Annotated in this window: 17 protein-coding genes; 12 read left to right on the top strand and 5 right to left on the bottom strand. The window is 74.9% G+C overall.

What is annotated here, in order from left to right; genetic code table 11:
* Window positions 1-12: 12 nt before the first annotated feature.
* Entirely contained in the window at window positions 13-1,197 is a 1,185-nt protein-coding gene (locus tag FHD63_RS10305) for an acyl-CoA dehydrogenase family protein (protein WP_139721987.1), read from the bottom strand.
* Between the two features lie 131 nt (window positions 1,198-1,328).
* On the opposite strand from FHD63_RS10305, the gene FHD63_RS10310 reads away from it, so the two are divergent.
* Together FHD63_RS10310 and FHD63_RS10315 are read left to right on the top strand one after the other, a co-directional pair.
* Window positions 1,329-1,715 (top strand): MerR family transcriptional regulator, encoded by a 387-nt coding sequence (locus tag FHD63_RS10310; RefSeq protein WP_139721988.1) that lies wholly within the window; start codon window positions 1,329-1,331, stop codon window positions 1,713-1,715.
* A gap of 84 nt (window positions 1,716-1,799) precedes the next feature.
* Window positions 1,800-3,575, top strand: coding sequence for an acetyl/propionyl/methylcrotonyl-CoA carboxylase subunit alpha (locus tag FHD63_RS10315; RefSeq protein WP_139721989.1), 1,776 nt, complete (start codon window positions 1,800-1,802; stop codon window positions 3,573-3,575).
* Between the two features lie 187 nt (window positions 3,576-3,762).
* Here FHD63_RS10315 and FHD63_RS10320 read toward each other — a convergent pair whose 3' ends face one another.
* Window positions 3,763-5,229, bottom strand: a complete 1,467-nt coding sequence (locus FHD63_RS10320; RefSeq protein WP_139721990.1) for an NAD(P)H-quinone dehydrogenase — start codon at window positions 5,227-5,229, stop codon at window positions 3,763-3,765.
* A gap of 31 nt (window positions 5,230-5,260) precedes the next feature.
* Between FHD63_RS10320 and FHD63_RS10325 the strand changes: the two genes are divergently transcribed.
* From FHD63_RS10325 to FHD63_RS10365, 9 genes are read left to right on the top strand one after another with little or no spacing between them, the layout of a single operon-like run.
* Window positions 5,261-6,094, top strand: coding sequence for a purine-nucleoside phosphorylase (locus FHD63_RS10325; RefSeq protein WP_139721991.1), 834 nt, complete (start codon window positions 5,261-5,263; stop codon window positions 6,092-6,094).
* A 9-nt stretch (window positions 6,095-6,103) separates the two neighbouring features.
* A complete protein-coding gene (locus FHD63_RS10330) occupies window positions 6,104-7,792 on the top strand; it encodes a phospho-sugar mutase (protein ID WP_139721992.1) in 1,689 nt (562 codons plus the stop codon).
* A gap of 47 nt (window positions 7,793-7,839) precedes the next feature.
* Complete coding sequence (locus FHD63_RS10335; protein ID WP_139721993.1) at window positions 7,840-8,451, top strand: hypothetical protein; 612 nt, start codon at window positions 7,840-7,842, stop codon at window positions 8,449-8,451.
* A gap of 49 nt (window positions 8,452-8,500) precedes the next feature.
* Window positions 8,501-9,154, top strand: a complete 654-nt coding sequence (locus FHD63_RS10340) for a uridine kinase family protein (RefSeq protein ID WP_139721994.1) — start codon at window positions 8,501-8,503, stop codon at window positions 9,152-9,154.
* The gene (locus FHD63_RS10345) at window positions 9,151-10,278 is read left to right on the top strand and encodes a DUF7847 domain-containing protein (protein WP_139721995.1); all 1,128 of its coding nucleotides are present in this window, start codon (window positions 9,151-9,153) and stop codon (window positions 10,276-10,278) included. Before FHD63_RS10340 ends, FHD63_RS10345 begins: the two co-directional genes overlap by 4 nt.
* A gap of 53 nt (window positions 10,279-10,331) precedes the next feature.
* Entirely contained in the window at window positions 10,332-10,991 is a 660-nt protein-coding gene (locus tag FHD63_RS10350; RefSeq protein WP_139721996.1) for a DUF4129 domain-containing protein, read from the top strand.
* Window positions 10,988-12,238 (top strand): DUF4350 domain-containing protein, encoded by a 1,251-nt coding sequence (locus FHD63_RS10355; protein WP_139721997.1) that lies wholly within the window; start codon window positions 10,988-10,990, stop codon window positions 12,236-12,238. The genes FHD63_RS10350 and FHD63_RS10355 overlap by 4 nt, the downstream gene beginning before the upstream one ends.
* Complete coding sequence (locus FHD63_RS10360) at window positions 12,235-13,245, top strand: AAA family ATPase (protein WP_139721998.1); 1,011 nt, start codon at window positions 12,235-12,237, stop codon at window positions 13,243-13,245. Before FHD63_RS10355 ends, FHD63_RS10360 begins: the two co-directional genes overlap by 4 nt.
* Before the next feature lie 13 nt (window positions 13,246-13,258).
* Window positions 13,259-14,569, top strand: coding sequence for a DUF58 domain-containing protein (locus FHD63_RS10365; protein WP_139721999.1), 1,311 nt, complete (start codon window positions 13,259-13,261; stop codon window positions 14,567-14,569).
* Window positions 14,570-14,572: 3 nt separating this feature from the next.
* On the opposite strand, the gene FHD63_RS10370 is transcribed toward FHD63_RS10365, so the two are convergent.
* Window positions 14,573-15,568, bottom strand: a complete 996-nt coding sequence (locus FHD63_RS10370; protein ID WP_139722000.1) for a stage II sporulation protein M — start codon at window positions 15,566-15,568, stop codon at window positions 14,573-14,575.
* 49 nt (window positions 15,569-15,617) lie between these two features.
* On the opposite strand from FHD63_RS10370, the gene FHD63_RS10375 reads away from it, so the two are divergent.
* On the top strand, window positions 15,618-16,424 hold the full coding sequence (locus tag FHD63_RS10375; RefSeq protein WP_139722001.1) for an RDD family protein: 807 nt from the start codon (window positions 15,618-15,620) through the stop codon (window positions 16,422-16,424).
* A 24-nt stretch (window positions 16,425-16,448) separates the two neighbouring features.
* On the opposite strand, the gene FHD63_RS10380 is transcribed toward FHD63_RS10375, so the two are convergent.
* Window positions 16,449-17,594 (bottom strand): adenosine deaminase, encoded by a 1,146-nt coding sequence (locus FHD63_RS10380; RefSeq protein WP_139722002.1) that lies wholly within the window; start codon window positions 17,592-17,594, stop codon window positions 16,449-16,451.
* The gene (locus FHD63_RS10385) at window positions 17,587-17,937 is read right to left on the bottom strand and encodes a cupin domain-containing protein (protein ID WP_139722003.1); all 351 of its coding nucleotides are present in this window, start codon (window positions 17,935-17,937) and stop codon (window positions 17,587-17,589) included. Before FHD63_RS10385 ends, FHD63_RS10380 begins: the two co-directional genes overlap by 8 nt.
* Between the last annotated feature and the right edge of the window lie 15 nt (window positions 17,938-17,952).

The following is a 17,952-nucleotide window of genomic DNA, read 5'->3' on the forward strand; positions in this document are numbered from 1 at the left end:
GGGCGTCCGGGCTCAGCGGGCGGGCAGGCCCAGGCCGCGGGCGATGACCATGCGCTGGACCTCGGAGGTCCCCTCGCCGATCTCCAGGATCTTGGCGTCGCGGTAGAACCGGGCGACGGGGTACTCCTCCATGAAGCCGTTGCCGCCGAAGACCTGGGTGGCGATCCGGGTGGCGCTGACCGCGGCCTCGGTGGAGTAGAGCTTGGCGATCGCGGCGGCCTGCTTGACCTCGGCCACCCCGCGGCGGCCGGCCTCCTGCTCGTCCTTGAGCCAGGCGGCCTTGTAGGTGAGCAGCCGGGCGGCCTCGACCATGACGGCCAGGTCGGAGATCTGGAAGGACACGCCCTGGTTGACCGCGATGGGCCGCCCGAAGGCCTGCCGCTCCTGGCTGTAGGCCGTGCACTCCTCCAGCATCCGCTGGGCGCAGCCGACGGCGAGGGCGGAGATCGCGACGCGGCCGTCGTCCAGCGTCTTGAGGAACTGCCGGAAGCCCTGCCCGCGCTCGCCGAGCAGGTTGTCCTCGGGCACCCGGCAGCCCTCGAAGGTGAGCCCGTGAGTGTCCGAGATGTGCCAGCCGAGCTTGCGGTAGGCCGGCTCGACGACGAAACCGTCGGTCCCGGCCGGGATCATGATCGCGCTGATCTCGGGTCGCCCGTCGGCGGTCTCGCCGGTCTTGGCGGTGACCGTGACGACCGAGGTGATGCTGGTCCCGGAGTTGGTGATGAAGGCCTTGGAGCCGTCCACGACCCACTGCCCGTCCTCGAGCGTGGCCCGGGTGCGGCTCGCGCCGGCGTCGGAGCCCGCGTCCGGCTCGGTGAGGCCGAAGCCGGCCAGCGCGCGACCGGCCAGCAGGTCCGGGAGGTAGGCCTCCTTCTGCTCCTGGGTGCCGAAGGACAGGATCGGGTTGATGCCGAGGCCGACGCCGGCGGACAGGGTGATGCCGATCGACTGGTCGATGCGGCCCAGCTCCTCGATCGCCAGGCACGTGTAGGTGAACCCGCCGTGCTCGGTGCCCGCGCCGCCGAACTCCTCCGGGGCGTTGAGGCCGAACAACCCGAGCTCGCCCATCTGCGGGACGAGCTCCTCCGGGAAGTGGGAGTCCTGGTCCCACCGGGCGACGTGGGGGGCGATCTCGCCCTCGGCGAACTCGCGGACCAGGCCGCGGAACTCCTCGTGGTCCTCGGTCAGTTCGAACATCGGTGTCCGCATCCTTGCTCGCCTCGACGGTGGCGACGGGGACTCCCGCCGACGTCCTCACCATCCTGCTTGACGTTGACGCCAAGGTCAAGCAGGATGGGCGCAACGACCTTGACGTTAGGACAAGCATCGTGACCGAGACCACGCCGACGTGGACGATCGCCCAGATGGCCGACGACTACGACGTCACCCACCGGGCGTTGCGGCACTACGAGCACCTGGGGCTGCTCGCGCCCGACCGCGAGGGCCAGCGCCGCATCTACCACCGTCGGGAGCGGACGCGCCTCGCGCTCATCCTGCGCGGCCGGCGGCTCGGCTTCTCGCTCGAGGAGATCGCCACGATCCTCGACATGTACGACGACCAGCCCGGGGAGGTCGGCCAGCTGCGCTACCTGCTGTCCCAGATCGGCGACCGCCGCGCGGACCTGGAGCGTCGGCGTCGCGACATCGAAGACAGCCTGCGCGAGCTCGACGAGCTGGAGCAGCGTTGCGCGGAGGACGTCGCCCGCCTGTCCTGACCCGCTCGAGCCTCCCGCGGGAGCAGCGACGGGGCCGTGCCGCCTGGCCGCGAACGGCATACCTCTGCGGCTAGGGTGACCCCCATGCCGATCAGCAAGGTCCTCATTGCCAACCGGGGCGAGATCGCCGTGCGCATCGCCCGCGCCTGCACCGACGCAGGCCTGGGCTCCGTCGCGGTCTACGCCGACCCCGACCGCGACGCGCTGCACGTCAAGGTCGCCGACGAGGCGTACTCCCTGGGCGGCACGACCCCCGGCGAGTCCTACCTGGTGCAGGACAAGCTGCTCGACGTCGCCCGGCAGGCGGGGGCGGACGCGGTGCACCCCGGCTACGGCTTCCTCGCCGAGAACGCCTCCTTCGCCCAGGCCGTCATGGACGCCGGGCTCACCTGGATCGGCCCCTCCCCCGAGGCCATCGACGCGCTCGGCGACAAGGTCAAGGCCCGGCACATCGCGCTGGAGGCCGAGGCACCTCTGGTCCCCGGGACCACCGACCCCGTCGAGGGACCCGAGGAGGTCGTGGCCTTCGCCGAGGAGCACGGGCTTCCGGTCGCCATCAAGGCGGCCTACGGCGGCGGCGGCCGCGGGCTCAAGGTCGCCCGCACGATGGAGGAGATCCCCGACCTCTTCGACTCGGCGGTCCGGGAGGCGGTCACCGCCTTCGGGCGCGGCGAGTGCTTCGTCGAGCGCTTCCTCGACCGGCCCCGCCACGTCGAGACCCAGTGCCTGGCCGACCAGCACGGCAACGTCGTCGTCGTCTCCACGCGGGACTGCTCGCTGCAGCGCCGCAACCAGAAGCTCGTCGAGGAGGCCCCGGCACCGTTCCTGACGACGGAGCAGCACGCGGAGCTGGTCCGGGCGAGCAAGGCGATCCTCCAGAAAGCCGGCTACGTCGGTGCCGGCACCTGCGAGTTCCTCGTCGGCCCCGAGGGGGACATCTCCTTCCTCGAGGTCAACACCCGGCTGCAGGTCGAGCACCCGGTGACCGAGGAGGTCACCGGGGTGGACCTCGTCCGCGAGCAGTTCCGGATCGCGGACGGCGAGGAGCTGGGCTACGACGACCCCGCGCCGGTGGCGCACTCCTTCGAGTTCCGGCTCAACGCCGAGGACGCCGGTCGCGACTTCCTGCCCGCACCCGGCACGGCGACGGTCTTCCGCCCGCCGTCGGGCCCGGGGGTGCGCCTCGACTCCGGCGTCGTCGAGGGCGACACCGTGGCCGGCGCCTTCGACTCGATGCTCGCCAAGCTCATCGTCACCGGGCGGACCCGGCAGCAGGCCCTGGAGCGGTCGCGCCGGGCGCTCGCGGAGTTCGAGCTGGAGGGTATGCCGACCGTGCTCGCCTTCCACCGCGCCGTCGTCTCCGACCCCGCCTTCGCCCCGGAGGACCCCGAGGCGCCCTTCACCGTGCACACGCGGTGGATCGAGACCGACTTCGACAACCAGATCGAGCCCTACTCCGGCCCGACCGCGGACGCCCCGGAGGAGACCGAGCGGCAGACCGTGGTCGTCGAGGTCGGCGGCCAGCGCCTGGAGGTCTCCCTGCCCGCCGGGCTTGCCCTCGGCGGCGGGGGTGGCGCGGCGGCCGGCGGCCGCAAGAAGGCCCCCAAGCGCTCGCGCGGCGGGGGCGGCGGCGCGGCCGTGTCCGGCGACGCCGTGACGGCCCCCATGCAGGGGACCATCGTCAAGATCGCCGTCGAGGACGGCCAGTCCCTGGCCGAGGGCGACGTCGTCGTGGTGCTCGAGGCGATGAAGATGGAGCAGCCGATCAAGGCGCACAAGGCCGGCACGGTGAGCGGGCTGTCCGCGGCCGTCGGCGACACCGTCACCACGGGCGCCGTCATCTGCGAGCTCACCGACTAGAGGTCACTCCGGCCCGGTCCTGCTGGTCCGGCCCGGTCCTGCTCGTCCGGCCCGGTCCTCTGCGACCCTGCCCCACCGGAGCTTCTGGACATAGGTTTGTGGGGCCCCCTCCCCAGAAACGTATGTCCAGAAACGGTGCAGGGACCGGTGTCCGGCAGCGGTGCGGGGGCCTCGGTCCCGGGGCGGGTCAGTCGGCGATCTCGTGCAGCTGGCGGGCGGCCTCGGACAGCGAGCCGCTCATCGAGGGGTAGACCGTGAAGGTCGCGGAGAACTGGTCCACGTTGAGCCGGTTCGCCACCGCGAGCGCGATGGGGAAGATGAGCTCGCTGGCCCGGGGCGCGACGACCACGCCACCGACGATGGTGGCGCTGCCGCTGCGGGCGAAGAGCTTGACGAAGCCGTCCTGGAGGTTCTGCATCTTGGCCCGCGGGTTCTTCGTCAGGGGCAGCATGACCGCCCGCGCGTCCACCCGCCCCTCGTCGACGTCGGCCTGGCTCACGCCGACCGTCGCGATCTCGGGGTCGGTGAAGATGTTGGAGCTGACCTTGCCCAGGGACAGCGGGGCCACCGCGTCGCCCAGGGAGTGCGCGACCGCGATCCGGCCCTGCATGGCCGCGATGGAGGCCAGCGGGAAGACCCCGGTGCAGTCCCCCGCGGCATACACCCCCGCGGCGCTGGTGCGGGAGACCCGGTCGACCTCGACGTGGCCCGAGCGGCTCAGCCTCACCCCGGCCTCCTCCAGCCCCATGTCCGTGGTGTTGGGGATCGACCCGACGGCGAGCAGCGCGTGGCTGCCCTCCACCTCCCGGCCGTCCTCGAGGGTGACGACGACCCCCTCGCCCTCCCGGCGGACCGCGCCGGCCCGGGAGCGGTTGAGCACCGTCATGCCGCGGCGACGGAAGACCTCCTCCACGACGTTGGCGGCGTCGGCGTCCTCGCCCGGGAGCACCCGGTCGCGCGAGGAGATGAGGGTCACCCGGCACCCCAGCCCGAGGTAGGCGTGGGCCAGCTCGGCGCCGGTGACGCCGGAGCCGATGACGACGAGGTGCTCGGGCAGCTCGGCGAGGTTCCAGATCTGCTGCCAGGTGAGGATCCGCTCCCCGTCCGGCTGCGCGGAGTCCAGCACCCGGGGGCGTGCCCCGGTCGAGACGAGGATGACGTCGGCCTCCAGCTCCCGACGGGCGTGCTCGTGGTCGCAGTCCTCGTCGTGCGGGGCCGGCTCCTCCCCGGAGTCGACGTCCGCGACGCCCTCGAGCACCTGCACCCGGCCCGCGCCCAGGAGACTGCCCGCGCCCTGGATGACCTCGACGCCGGCCGACTCCAGCCGCTCGCCGATGTCCCGGCTCTGCGCCTGGGCCAGCTCCATGATGCGGCTGTTGACGTCGGCGATGTGCGCGGTCACGCCCTGGTCGCCGGGCACCTGCGCGCCGTCGAAGTGGACCCCGATGCGCTTGGCCGCGCTGAAGCGGTCCATGAAGTCGGCGGTGGCGATGAGCGCCTTGCTGGGGACGCAGTCGGTGAGCACCGCGGCGCCACCCAGGCCGGAGCGCTCGACGACCGTGACCTCCGAGCCGAGCTGGGCGGCGGCCAGGGCAGCCTCGTAGCCACCGGGACCTCCCCCGATGACGACCACGGACTTGTTGGCGGCACTCACGTGACCATCAAACCATCGCTACCCTGAGCCGATGACTACTGGTGCTCCTCCCGACCTCGACGACCCCGCCACCGACCCCCTGCAGGTGGCGGCTGCCGCGGCCGACGTCATCGCCGAGCGGACCGGCGCGGACCGGCACGACATCGCCCTCGTGCTGGGCAGCGGGTGGAAGCCGGCGGCGGACGCGCTCGGCAGCGCCGACGCCGAGGTCGACCACGCCGACGTCCCCGGTTTCGCCGCCGCCGCCGTGGCCGGGCACTCGGGCACGATGCGGTCCATCCCGCTGAGCAGCGGCCGGCGGGCCCTGGTCTACGGCACCCGCACCCACTTCTACGAGGGCAAGGGGGTGCGCTCGGTGGTGCACGCCGTGCGCACCGCCGCCGCCGCCGGGTGCTCCACCATCGTGCTCACCAACGGCTGCGGCGGGCTGCGGCCGGAGTGGGCACCCGGGACGCCGGTGCTCATCAGCGACCACCTCAACCTGACGGCCACCTCCCCCGTCGAGGGGGCGAACTTCGTGGACCTCACGGACCTCTACTCCCGACGGCTGCGGGACCTCGCCCGCGAGGTCGACCCCGACCTGGACGAGGGCGTCTACGTGCAGTTCCCCGGGCCGCACTACGAGACGCCCGCCGAGGTCCAGATGGCCAAGGTGCTGGGCGGCGACCTCGTCGGTATGTCGACCGCCCTCGAGGCGATCGCCGCCCGGCAGGCAGGGCTCGAGGTGCTCGGCGTCTCCCTCGTCACCAACGCGGCGGCCGGCATCAGCGAGGCCCCGCTGGACCACCAGGAGGTCATCGACGCCGGGGCCGCCGCGGCCCAGCGCTGCGGCGAGCTGCTGGCCCGGATCGTCGAGCGCATCTGAGGAGTGACCGTGAGCGAGACAGACGACCTGGTGACCACCGCCCGGGCCTGGTTGGAGGACGACCCTGACCCGGCGACGAGGGCCGAGCTCGAGGACGTCCTCGAGGCCGTGTCGGCCGGCGACGAGCGGGCGCGGGCCGACCTGGCCGACCGGTTCGCCGCCTTCCTCGAGTTCGGCACGGCCGGCCTGCGCGGCGAGCTGGGGGCGGGCCCCCACCGGATGAACCGCGCGGTGGTCATCCGCACCGCCGCCGGGCTGACGGCATACCTGCGCGCGCAGCTCGAGGCCGCCGGCGACGCCACCCCCGGCCCGGCGGTCGTCATCGGCTTCGACGCCCGGCACAACTCCGACGTCTTCGCCCGCGACACCGCGGCCGTCGTCACCGCGGCCGGGGGCCGGGCGATGGTGCTGCCCCACCCGCTGCCCACGCCGGTGCTGGCCTTCGCCATCCGGCACCTGGGTGCGGACGCCGGGGTCATGGTCACCGCCAGCCACAACCCACCCCAGGACAACGGCTACAAGGTCTACCTCGGGGACGGCTCGCAGATCGTCCCGCCCGCGGACGCCGACATCGCCGCCCAGATCCACGCGGTCGAGAGCGTCGCCGGGGTCCCGCTCGCGCAGGACGGCTGGGAGACGCTGGACGAGGAGGTGCTCGAGGCCTACCTCGACCGGGCGGTCGCCGTGCTCGACCCCGACAGCCCGCGCGACCTGACCATCGTCCACACCGCCCTGCACGGGGTGGGTTCCGAGGTCGTCCGCCGGGCCTTCGAGCGAGCAGGGTTCCCCGCGCCGGCGCCGGTCCCGAGCCAGTCCGAGCCGGACCCGGAGTTCCCCACGGTGCCCTTCCCCAACCCCGAGGAGTCCGGTGCCATCGACGCCGCCCTCGAGCTGGCCGGCCAGGTCCGTCCCGACCTGGTCATCGCCAACGACCCGGACGCCGACCGGTGCGCGCTCGCGGTCCAGGACGGCCCCGGGTGGCGGATGCTGCGCGGTGACGAGGTCGGCGCGCTGCTCGGTCAGCACGTCATCGACCGCGGCCGGGCCGGCGGCGAGCGCCGCGTGCTGGCCCGCTCCATCGTCTCCTCGCGCCTGCTCGGCGCGATGGCGCGCGAGGCCGGGCTGGAGCCGGCCGAGACGCTCACCGGCTTCAAGTGGATCGGTCGCGTGCCGGGGCTCGTCTACGGCTACGAGGAGGCCCTCGGCTACTGCGTGGACCCGGCCTCGGTGCCGGACAAGGACGGGGTGACGGCGGCCCTCATGGCGGCCGAGCTGGCGGCGACGCTCAAGTCGCGCGGGCAGACCCTCACAGACCTCCTGGACGAGCTGGCCGTCCGCCACGGCGTCCACCAGACGGACGCCTTCTCCGTGCGCGTCAGCGACCTCGCGCAGATCCCTCCGGTGATGGCGCGGCTGCGCGACGAGCCCCCGCAGGAGCTGGGCGGGGTCGCCGTCGAGCGGACCGACGACCTCGCCGACGGGGTCGACGGGCTGCCCCCGACCGACGGTCTGCGCTTCCTGCTCGCCGACGACACCCGGGTCGTGGTGCGCCCGAGCGGCACCGAGCCCAAGCTCAAGGTCTACCTCGAGGCCGTCGTCGGGGTCGAGGACCCGGCGGGTCTGGCGCAGGCCCGCGACGAGGCGGGGCGGAGGCTGCAGCAGGTGCGCGAGAGCATGCAGCAGCTGACCGAGGTCTGAACGGGCCGAGTCCCGCCCGGGACCCGGAGGACGAGGAGGGAGCACCCATGGCGACGGCGGACGCCACCCTGCACGGCGAGGTGCTGGGCACCTACCGGGCCCTGCCCGCCCGGGTGCTGGGCTGGGTGATGGTGGGCTGCGCGGGCGTCCTGGCGGGGCTCACCGTCTGGGACCTGCTCTCCGGCCACCGGGACGGGGCGCTGGGCGCCGTCGCTCTCGTCGTCGGGGTCGCCGTCGCCGCGTGGGTCCTCTTCCTGCGTCCGCGCGCCGTGCTCCACGAGGACGGCGTGCTGCTCGTCAATGTCGTCCAGGACACCGCGGTGCCCTTCGCCGCGGTCGACGAGATCACCCACCAGTGGGCGCTGGAGCTGCACGACACCGACGGTCGCCGGCACAGCGCCTGGGCGGTCCCGGCGAAGCGCGAGCGGACCCGCCCGACGCGGCTGGACGACTACGCCGGCACCACCCGGCGGCGCGGTGACGGGGGCACCACCGCCCAGACCGTCGCCGACGAGGCCCAGCGGGCGCTGCAGCGCTGGCGGCTCGACGGCGGTCAGCTCGACGCGGGAGCCACCGGGGTGACGAGCACCCCGGCCCGGAGCGCGATCGCGGCGCTGTCGGTCGCGGTCGTCCTGGCGCTGCTCGCGGTGCTGCTCTGAGCGGAGGGCCTTGCTGCGCCGGCCGGCCCGCGACCTAGAATCTCCCCCCATGGACCCGGCTCCCGCCCCCGCCCGTGTCCTCGTGCTCGCCGGCCCCAGCGGCGCCGGCAAGTCCAGGCTGGCCCTGCACCTGCACACCGCCCACGGCTGGCCGGTGGTGCAGCTGGACGACTTCTACCGCGAGCACACGGACCCGGACCTGCCCATGAGCCCGTTGGGCCTGCCCGACTGGGACCACGTCGACTCGTGGGACCTCGACGCCGCGCTGGCGGCGCTCGAGCAGCTGTGCCGGTCGGGCACGGCCCACATGCCGGTCTACGACATCAGCCGCTCGGCCGTCAGCGGGACGCACGAGGTGAGCCGAGGGCGGCATACCGTCGTCGTGGCCGAAGGGATCTTCGCCGCCCACACCACGCCCGGGCTGCGCTCGCGCGGGCTGCTGGCCGACGCCTGGTGCATCCGCAACCGGCCCTGGCTCACGTTCAGCCGCCGGCTGGCCCGTGACCTGGCCGAACGCCGCAAGCCACCGCTCACCCTCTGGCGGCGCGGCCACGTCCTGCGGCGGGCCGAGCCGGGTATCGTGGCGGCCCAGGAGGAGCTCGGCGCGCGCGCCATGACCGCGCGCGAGGCGCAGGTCCTCGCCCGGGGGCTGACCGCGTCGTCCGGTCCGCGGACGTCCATCGATCGAGGAGCAGGGGGATGACCCACCCACCCTTCGGGCCGCCGCCCGGTGACCCCGGCCGCGGCGACCCCTCGTCGGCTCCCCCGCCCATCCCCCAGGCCCCGCCGGGTCAGGCCGTGGGCGGGCCGCCGCCCGGGTGGCAGCAGCCTCCCGGGGGCCGACCGCAGCCGCAGGACGCCGCCGGGCCCGTGCGGTGGCAGCAGCTGCCCCCCGAGCAGCTCACCCGTCTGCACCAGCCCGGCGTCGTGCCCCTGCGGCCGCTCACCCTCGGCGACATGTTCGGCGGGTCGCTGCAGACCATGCGGCGCAACCCCGAGGCGACGATCGGCATGGGGCTGCTCGTGCTCTCCCTGGTGCTCGTGCCCTCGTTGCTGCTGACCCTGCTCGCGACCCGGTCGGTCTCCTCGGTGGACCAGCTGGGGGCCGAGCTCATCCTGCTCGTCGTGGGCGGGCTGCTCAGCTCCCTGGCCTCGATCGCGCTCACCGGCATGATCGTGCACGTCGTCGGCGAGGCCGTCCTCGGTGACCGGGCGAGCCTGGCCTCGACCTGGAGCGCGGTCCGGGGCCGCCTGCTCGCCCTCGTGGGCACGGTGATCCTCCTCGGCGTGCTCTTCACGCTCTCCCTGGGCGCCCTCGTCGCGGCCGTCGTCGGCCTCGTGCTCGGTCTGGGCGAGTCGGCCGTGGCCGTCGTGCTGGCCGTCCTCCTCTCCGTCGCCTTCGTGGTCGTCCTGGTGTGGGCCGGCTGCCGGCTGAGCCTCGCCCCGGCACCGGTCGTGCTCGAGCGGGTGGGGCCGTGGCGCGGGATCGCCCGTGCCTGGGCCCTCACCCGCGGCGCGCAGGGCTGGCGCGTCGTCGGCATCACGCTGCTGGCGGGGCTCGTCACCGGGATCCTCGCCGCAATCGTCCAGCTGCCCGTCGTGGCCGTGGTCTCCGCCCTCGCCGGCCCCGAGGTCGTCACCTCACCGCTCAGCCCGGTGACGGTGCTCACCGACCACGCGCTGCAGCTGGTGGTCGGTGCGCTGACCATCCCCTTCACCGCCGGCGTGACCGCCCTGCTCTACCTCGACCAGCGGATCCGGCGCGAAGGTCTGGACGTCTCGCTCGTCGGGGCCGCCCAGGAGCGTGCCGCGACCCGGTCCCGCTGAGACCGGTCGGCCGCACCCGTATGCCTCCGCACGCCCTGCGCACCCTGATCCCCGTGGCGCCCGCCCAGGGCGCCGTGGACCCGGACCGTGACGAGGCACGGCGGTGGCTCCAGGACGAGCTCGACTCCGGCGACTACCGGCTGGAGGACCCGTGGTGGCTCCGGCTGTGGCGCTGGGTCGGCGACCGCCTGCCGGACCCGGCCGCCCTGGGACCCCTACCCCCGTGGACGACGTGGGTCGTCCTGGCCGCGGTCGGTGCCGCCGTGCTCGCCGTCGCGCTCTTCGTCACGCGCGACCGGTGGCGGACCGGCCGGCTCGCCCCCGCCGGGACGGCGGGGGCGGTGCTGGACGGCACGCGCCGGTCCGCGGCGGACTACCGCCTCGCCGCGCGCGCCGCGCTGCAGGCGGGGCGGGCCGACGAGGCCGCGCTGGAGGCCTACCGGGCCATCGCGGCCGGCGCGACCGAGCGCACCCTGCTGGAGGACCGTCCCGGCCGCACCGCCCACGAGGTCGCGGTCGAGCTCGGGCAGGTCTTCGCCGCCCACGCCGGGCAGCTGCGGCGCGCCGGGGACACCTTCGACGCCGTGCGCTACGGGGGCCACCGGGTCGACCTCGAGCGCGCCCGCGCCGTGGTCGACCTCGACGCCGCGCTCGACGCCGCCCGCCCCGGGCTTCCCGGCGAGAGGCACCCCGAGTCGGCGGTCCCCTCGTGAGAGCCGTGCGCCGGTGGGCGCCGTGGGTGCTGCTCGTCCTGGTCGTGGCCGTGGTGGCGGCCCTGCTCAGCAGTCCGCGCTCGGGCGAGCCGCTCAGCCCGGCCAACAACGGCCCGGACGGCGCCCAGGCGCTGGCCGAGGTGCTCCGCCAGGAGGGGGTGGAGGTCGAGCTCGTCGCCGGCACCGCGGGCCTGGACCCGTCCTCGCTCGGCCCGGGCACCACCGTCCTGCTCCCCCACACCCGCTACCTCGGCCCCGATACGGGGCCGGAGCTCGTGGCGGACCTCGCGGACCTCGACCAGCTGGTCGTGCTGGCCGACGGCACGGGCGGGGTCGGTGCCTCGCTGGGGCTGGACGTCGAGGAGTCCTGGGGGGCGGGCATACCCGTCGCCGCCGACTGCACCGCGCCGTTCGCGCGGGAGGGGGACGAGCTGGTCGGCTGGGACGTCCTGCTGGCCGCCGGGTCGCAGGACCGGCCCGCGACCACGGCGTGCTTCCCGCCCGGCGCCGGGCACAACCTCGGCGGGGCGCGCGAGGGGGCCGTGCTCGTGCTCGAGCAGGACGAGACGCGGCCACGCACCGTCCTCGCGGGCATCGGCCCCACGTGGACCAACGCCCGGATCACCGAGGGCGCCAACGCGGCGGTCGCGCTGCGCCTGCTGGGCGGCAGCGACCGCCTGGTCTGGGTGCAGCCGCAGCCCTCCGACCTCGGGCTGGAGGCGACCGGCTCGCTGTGGGACGTGCTCCCCCGCACCCTCACCCCCGCGCTCTGGGTCGTCGGCGCAGCGGTGCTGGCCCTCGCCCTCTGGCGGGGCCGCCGCCTCGGCGCCGTGGTGGCCGAGCCCCTGCCCGCCGTCGTCCGGTCGACCGAGACCACCCTGAGCCGGGCCCGGCTCTACCACCAGGCCCACGACAGCCGGCACGCCGCTCGCGCCGTCCAGTCCGGGGCCCGCCGCCGGCTGGCCCCGCTCCTGGGTCTGCCGACCACGGTCGGGGCCGACCGGCTCGCCGAGGTCGTCAGCCGGGTCGGCGGGCGCCCCGTCGACGAGGTCCGCCGCCTGCTGCTGGATCCCGGCACCGCCACCGACGACGCCGCCCTGGTCGCGCTGGTGCGCGAGGTCCATGCCCTGGAGGACGAGCTGCGACGCCCGGGCCGACCGGTCGGCACCTACCCCACCGACTACCCTGACCCGGGGGGCTCCGCAGCGCAGCGCCCCGGCACCAGCCCCGCCGAGAGGACACGATGACCGAGCAGCCACCCCCCGGCCACGACGACCCCGACCGCGCCGTGGAGACGCCGGAGGCGGAGGCCGCCCGCGCGGCCCTGCACGCCGTGCGGACCGAGGTCGCCAAGGCCGTCGTGGGCCAGGACCAGGCCGTGTCGGGGCTCATCGTCGCGCTCCTGGCCCGCGGGCACATCCTGCTCGAGGGAGTCCCCGGCGTCGCCAAGACGCTGCTCGTCCGCACCCTGGCGACGGCGCTGTCGATCGACACGAAGCGCGTGCAGTTCACCCCCGACCTCATGCCCGGTGACGTCACCGGCTCGATGATCTACGACAGCGGCCGCGGCGAGTTCGCGTTCCGCCCCGGCCCGGTCTTCACCAACCTGCTGCTGGCCGACGAGATCAACCGCACGCCGCCGAAGACGCAGTCCGCGCTGCTCGAGGCGATGGAGGAGCGGCAGGTGACCGTGGACGGCGCCTCCCGGGCGTTGCCCACGCCGTTCCTCGTCGCCGCGACCCAGAACCCGGTCGAGTACGAGGGGACCTACCCCCTCCCGGAGGCGCAGCTGGACCGGTTCCTCATGAAGGTCACCCTCCCGCTGCCCCCGCGCGAGGACGAGGTCCAGGTGCTCGAGCGGCACGCCGCGGGCTTCGACCCCCGCGACCTCGCCGCCGCCGGGGTGCGCGCCGTCGCCTCGCCGCAGGACCTGCAGGCCGCGTCCGCCGCGGTCCGGACCGTGCAGGTCTCCCCCGAGGTCGTGGGGTATGTCGTCGACCTGGCCCGCGCGACCCGCGAGGCCCCCTCCCTGCAGCTCGGCGTCAGCCCCCGCGGCGCGACCGCCCTCATGAGCACCGCGCGGGCGTGGGCCTGGCTGTCCGGCCGTGGCTTCGTCACGCCGGACGACGTCAAGGCGCTGGCCCGGGCGACGCTCGGGCACCGCGTGGCCCTGCGTCCCGAGGCCGAGCTCGAGGGCGTGACGGGCGACTCGGTCCTGGAGTCCGTGCTCTCCAGCGTCCCGGTCCCCCGCTGAGCCGCCCCGCGCGATGATCGTCCGTGGCCCCGTCGTGGCACTGGCCCTGCTCGGCCTGCTGCCGGTCCTCCTGTGGCCGGCCGGCGCCGGGCTGGTGGCCGCCGGGTGGCTCGTCGCCGTCGTCGCGCTCGTCGTGGTCGACGCGGTCGCTGCGCCCCGGCCCGCCGCCCTGGAGCTGCACCGCCCCCCGGTGGCGCAGGTCCGGCTGCGGGAGGAGACCACGACGACGCTGCTCGTCACCAACCGCGGGCGTCGTCGGGTCCGCGGCGTGCTGCGGGACGCCTGGGTGCCCTCGGCAGGGGCGCAGGAGCCCACGCGGCACGCGCTGGACCTGCCGCCCGGTGAGCGGCGCCGGGTGGTCACGACCCTGAGACCGACCCGGCGGGGGGACCGGCCCGCCGTCGGGGTCACCGTGCGCACCCACGGGCCGATGGGGCTGGCCGGGCGTCAGGGCACCGTGCTCGTGCCCGGTGCCGTGCGCTCGCTGCCGCCGTTCCGCTCCCGGCGCCACCTCCCCGCCAAGCTCGCCCAGCTGCGCCAGCTCGACGGGCGGTCCGCAGTGCGGACCCGCGGGCAGGGCACCGAGTTCGACTCCTTGCGCGACTACGTCGAGGGGGACGACGTCCGGTCCATCGACTGGCGGGCCACGGCCCGTCGTCAGCACGTGGTGGTGCGCACGTGGCAGCCCGAGCGCGACCGCCGGGTCGTCCTGGTGCTCGACACCGCCAGGACCAGCGCGGCCCGGGTCGGGGACGAGCCGCGCCTGGACGCCGCGATGGACGCCGCCCTCCTGCTGGCCGCGCTCGCCTCCCGCGCCGGCGACCGCGTGGACCTCGTGGCCGGCGACCGCGCCGTGCGCGCGCGGGTGGGGTCGGGCACCACCGCGGGCCGGTCCGGGCTGCTGCACCAGCTGGTGACGGCCCTGGCACCGCTGGAGCCTGCCCTGCTGGAGGCGGACTGGCCGATGCTGGCCGGTGCGGTGACGACGCTGACCCGGCGCCGCGCCCTCGTGGTGCTCCTCACCCCGCTGGAGCCCGCGGCCCTCGAGGAGGGGCTGCTGCCCGTCCTGCCCTCCCTCACCGCGCACCACCGGGTCGTGGTCGCCTCCGTCGCCGACCCGGCGCTGCACGAGCTGCGCAGCCGCGCCGACGGCGTCGAGGACGCCTACGCGGCCGCGGCGGCCGAGCGCACCGAGGCCCTCCGGCACCGCACCGCCACGGCCCTCGCCCAGCTGGGGGTGACCGTCCTCGACGAGCCCCCTGACCAGCTGTCGGTCGCGCTGGCCGACCACTACCTCGCCCTCAAGGCGCAGGGTCTGCTCTAGCGGTCAGCCGGCCGTCGGCGCCGTGGCCGCCTGCAGGTCCTCCCCGACGTCTCCGCTGACGCCGCGGCGCACCGCGCGCCGACCCAGGGTGAAGACGTAGGCGAAGAAGAGGGCGAGCGCGAGGGCACCGATCCCGACCCGGGCCCAGGTGGGCAGCGGTGAGGGGGTGACGAACCCCTCGATGAGACCGGAGACCAGCAGCACGAAGACCAGCCCGATCGCCACGCCCGCCGCCGTCCTGCCCTCGGCGGCCAGGTTGGCCAGCCTCGTCCGCCGCCCGGGCGCCACCCAGGCCCAGCACAGCCGCAGCCCCACCCCGGCCGCCACGAAGATCGCCATGAGCTCGAGGAGCCCGTGCGGGGCGATGAGGCCCCAGAAGACGTCACCGCGGCCGTGCCGGTGCATGAGCGAGCCGATGACCGCGACGTTGGCGATGTTCTGCCACAGCAGCCAGATGACCGGCAGGCCGAGCACGCCCATGCCGATGCAGCGGGCGGCGACCCAGGCGTTGTTGACCCACACGAGGGTGGAGAAGCTGCTCGCGGCGTTCTCGGTGTAGTAGGACTCGAAGCTGACGTTGACCAGCTCGGTCACCTCCTCCGGCGAGAGCAGGGACTGCTCCACGACCGGGTTCTGCACCAGCCACCAGCCGAGCACGAGGCCCACCACGACATTCGCCAGGGCGGTGATGCCCCACCACCAGCGCAGCCGGTAGAGCGCCGCCGGGAAGTCCTCGGCGAAGAACCGGCCGATGCCCGACCAGCTCGCGGTCGGCACCCGGGCCGCGCGTGCCCGGGCCCGCGCCACCAGGGTCGACAGGTGGGTCACCACACCGGCGTCCGGCGCGCTCGAGCGCACCATGGACAGGTCGGTGGCGGCGCGCTGGTATCCGTCGAGGAGCTCGTCGGCCTGCTCGCCGTCCAGCCGACGCCGGCGCGCGAGGTGGTCCAGCCGCTCCCACGCCGCCCGCCGGCGCCCCACCAGGGCATCGAGATCCACCCGCCCACCGTAGGTCATCGGCGGGGCGGCGCCGACTAGAGTGCGGCCCATGGCCACCCGGGGCATCTTCGAGGCGCAGCGCTTCGTCACCAGCGAGGCGGTCGAGGTCGAGCTGCCCGCCGCGGCGCTGCCGACCCGCATGCTCTCCGGCCTCATCGACCTGCTCCTCGTCGCGGCCGGCGTCGTCGTGCTCGTCCTGCTGGTGCCGGGCGACCTCTTCGAGGCGGACGCCGCCCTGGGACAGGTGTTCGTCATCGTCCTCACGGTGCTGGCGATGGCCGGCATCCCCATCACCCTGGAGACCCTCACCCACGGCCGCACCCTCGGCAAGCTCGTCATGGGCCTGCGCACCGTCCGCGACGACACCGGGCCCATCGGCCTGCGGCACGCGGTGATCCGCGCCCTCGTCGGCGCCTTCGAGATCTGGATGACCGTGGGCAGCGTGGCGCTCATCACCGCGATGACCAACGAGAAGGGCAAGCGCCTGGGCGACTTCCTCGCCGGGACGTACGTCGTGCACGACCGGGTGCGGCTCCGGCTGCCCGAGCCGCCGCAGGTGGACCCCGCGCTCGCCGACTGGGTCCGGGGCGCCGACATCGGCGTCATCCCGGACGCCCTCGTGGTGGCCACCCGCCAGTTCCTCGCCCGGTCCTCCAGCCTGACCCCACCGGCGCGCGCCCGGACCGGTGGCGAGCTGTATGCCGCGCTGCTCGGCTACGTCGCCCCGGCGCCACCGCTCGGCGCTCCCCCGGAGCAGGTCATGGCCACCGTGCTCGCGCGGCGCCGTGAGCGCGACGAGGAGCTGCTCGAGCGCGGTGACCGGTTGCGGGCCCGGGTGCTGCCCGAGGCCCGCTGAGCCGGCTCCGTCGCTGCGGCGAGGTCAGCCGTCGTAGGCCGGCTTGAGCACGTCCTCGATGAGCGCGAGCCGCTCGTCGAAGGGCAGGAAGGCCGACTTCATCGCGTTCACCGTCACCCGCCGCAGCTCCGGCACCCCCCACCCGGCCTGGTCCACGAGCAGCCGGGCCTCCCGGGTCATCGAGGTCGCGCTCATGAGCCGGTTGTCGGTGTTGAGGGTCACCCGGAACCGCAGCGCGTCGAGCAGCCGGATCGCGTGCTCGGCGATCGAGGGCGCCGCGCCGGTCTGGACGTTGCTGCTGGGGCACATCTCCAGCGGGATGCGCCGGTCGCGGACGTAGGCCGCGAGCTCACCGAGCGCGAAGGCGCCCGGGTCCTCCTGGGCCCGGTCGATGGCACCCGCGAGGTCGTCGCTGACCGGTGCACCGTCCAGCCGGATGTCGTCGACGATCCGGATGCCGTGGCCCAGCCGCTCGGCCCCGCACCACTGGATCGCCTCCCAGATGCTGGGGAGGCCGAAGGCCTCCCCGGCGTGGATGGTGAAGTGGGCGTTCTCCTGGCGCAGGAACTCGAAGGCGCCCAGGTGCCGGGTGGGCGGGAAGCCGTCCTCGGCCCCGGCGATGTCGAAGCCGCAGACCTCCTCGGCCCGGTGCCGCACCGCCAGCTCGGCGATCTCCCGGCTCCGCGCCGCGTGCCGCATCGCGGTGAGGATCGCACGGACCCGGACCGGCCCGGCCGGGGCGTCCGCGTCGCCGGCCGCCACGACCTCCTCGCCCTCGCGGAACCCGGCGTTCACCGCCTCGACGACCTCGTCCAGGCCCAGGCCGCCCTCGAGGTGCTGCTCCGGGGCATACCTCACCTCGGCGTAGACGACGCCGTCCGCGGCGAGGTCGAGCACGCACTCCCGGGCCGTCCGCCGCAGCGCCTCGGCCGTCTGCATCACCCCGACGGTGTGGGTGAAGGTCTCGAGGTAGCGCACGAGGGAGCCGCTGTCCGCGGACGCCGCGAACCAGGCCGACAGCGACTCCACGTCGTCCGCCGGCAGCGCGGCATACCCCTGCTCGCGGGCCAGCTCGAGCACCGTCGCGGGCCGCACACCCCCGTCGAGGTGGTCGTGCAGGAGCACCTTGGGCAGCCGGCGGACCTGCTCGGTGCCGAGCGCCTCACCCATCGCGGTTCGCCCGCTCCAGGGTGAACGCGGGGGCGCACACCGCGAGGTACTCCGCACCGCCCGGCCCGGCCGAGTAACGGACCCACTCCCCCGCGCGGGTCAGGATGCACTCCCCCGCACCCAGCTCCACCTGCCCCTCCTCGTGCTCGACCAGGAGGTGGCCGGCGAGGACGTAGGTGATCTCGTCGAACTCCGGCCGCTGTCCGGGCTCGTCCCACCCGGCCGGCGCGGTCATCCGCGCCACGGACACGGTGTCCTGGCCCGTGCTCGCAGCACCGGCCAGCTCCTGGATCAGCTTCTCCCCGGTCCCGGGCACCCGGACCGGCCGCAACATCGTCGGCATGACGAAGATCCTATT

The sequence above is a fragment of the Serinicoccus chungangensis genome, assembly GCF_006337125.1.
Classification (GTDB): domain Bacteria; phylum Actinomycetota; class Actinomycetes; order Actinomycetales; family Dermatophilaceae; genus Ornithinicoccus; species Ornithinicoccus chungangensis.

What these genes read in the sequence shown, in the direction of transcription:
- FHD63_RS10305 (WP_139721987.1), bottom strand. Translation starts at nt 1,197, where the DNA reads ATGTTCGAACTGACCGAGGACCACGAGGAGTTCCGCGGCCTGGTCCGC.
- FHD63_RS10315 (WP_139721989.1), top strand. Translation starts at nt 1,800, where the DNA reads ATGCCGATCAGCAAGGTCCTCATTGCCAACCGGGGCGAGATCGCCGTG.
- FHD63_RS10325 (WP_139721991.1), top strand. Translation starts at nt 5,261, where the DNA reads ATGACTACTGGTGCTCCTCCCGACCTCGACGACCCCGCCACCGACCCC.
- FHD63_RS10335 (WP_139721993.1), top strand. Translation starts at nt 7,840, where the DNA reads ATGGCGACGGCGGACGCCACCCTGCACGGCGAGGTGCTGGGCACCTAC.
- FHD63_RS10340 (WP_139721994.1), top strand. Translation starts at nt 8,501, where the DNA reads ATGGACCCGGCTCCCGCCCCCGCCCGTGTCCTCGTGCTCGCCGGCCCC.
- FHD63_RS10345 (WP_139721995.1), top strand. Translation starts at nt 9,151, where the DNA reads ATGACCCACCCACCCTTCGGGCCGCCGCCCGGTGACCCCGGCCGCGGC.
- FHD63_RS10360 (WP_139721998.1), top strand. Translation starts at nt 12,235, where the DNA reads ATGACCGAGCAGCCACCCCCCGGCCACGACGACCCCGACCGCGCCGTG.
- FHD63_RS10365 (WP_139721999.1), top strand. Translation starts at nt 13,259, where the DNA reads ATGATCGTCCGTGGCCCCGTCGTGGCACTGGCCCTGCTCGGCCTGCTG.
- FHD63_RS10375 (WP_139722001.1), top strand. Translation starts at nt 15,618, where the DNA reads ATGGCCACCCGGGGCATCTTCGAGGCGCAGCGCTTCGTCACCAGCGAG.
- FHD63_RS10380 (WP_139722002.1), bottom strand. Translation starts at nt 17,594, where the DNA reads ATGGGTGAGGCGCTCGGCACCGAGCAGGTCCGCCGGCTGCCCAAGGTG.
- FHD63_RS10385 (WP_139722003.1), bottom strand. Translation starts at nt 17,937, where the DNA reads ATGCCGACGATGTTGCGGCCGGTCCGGGTGCCCGGGACCGGGGAGAAG.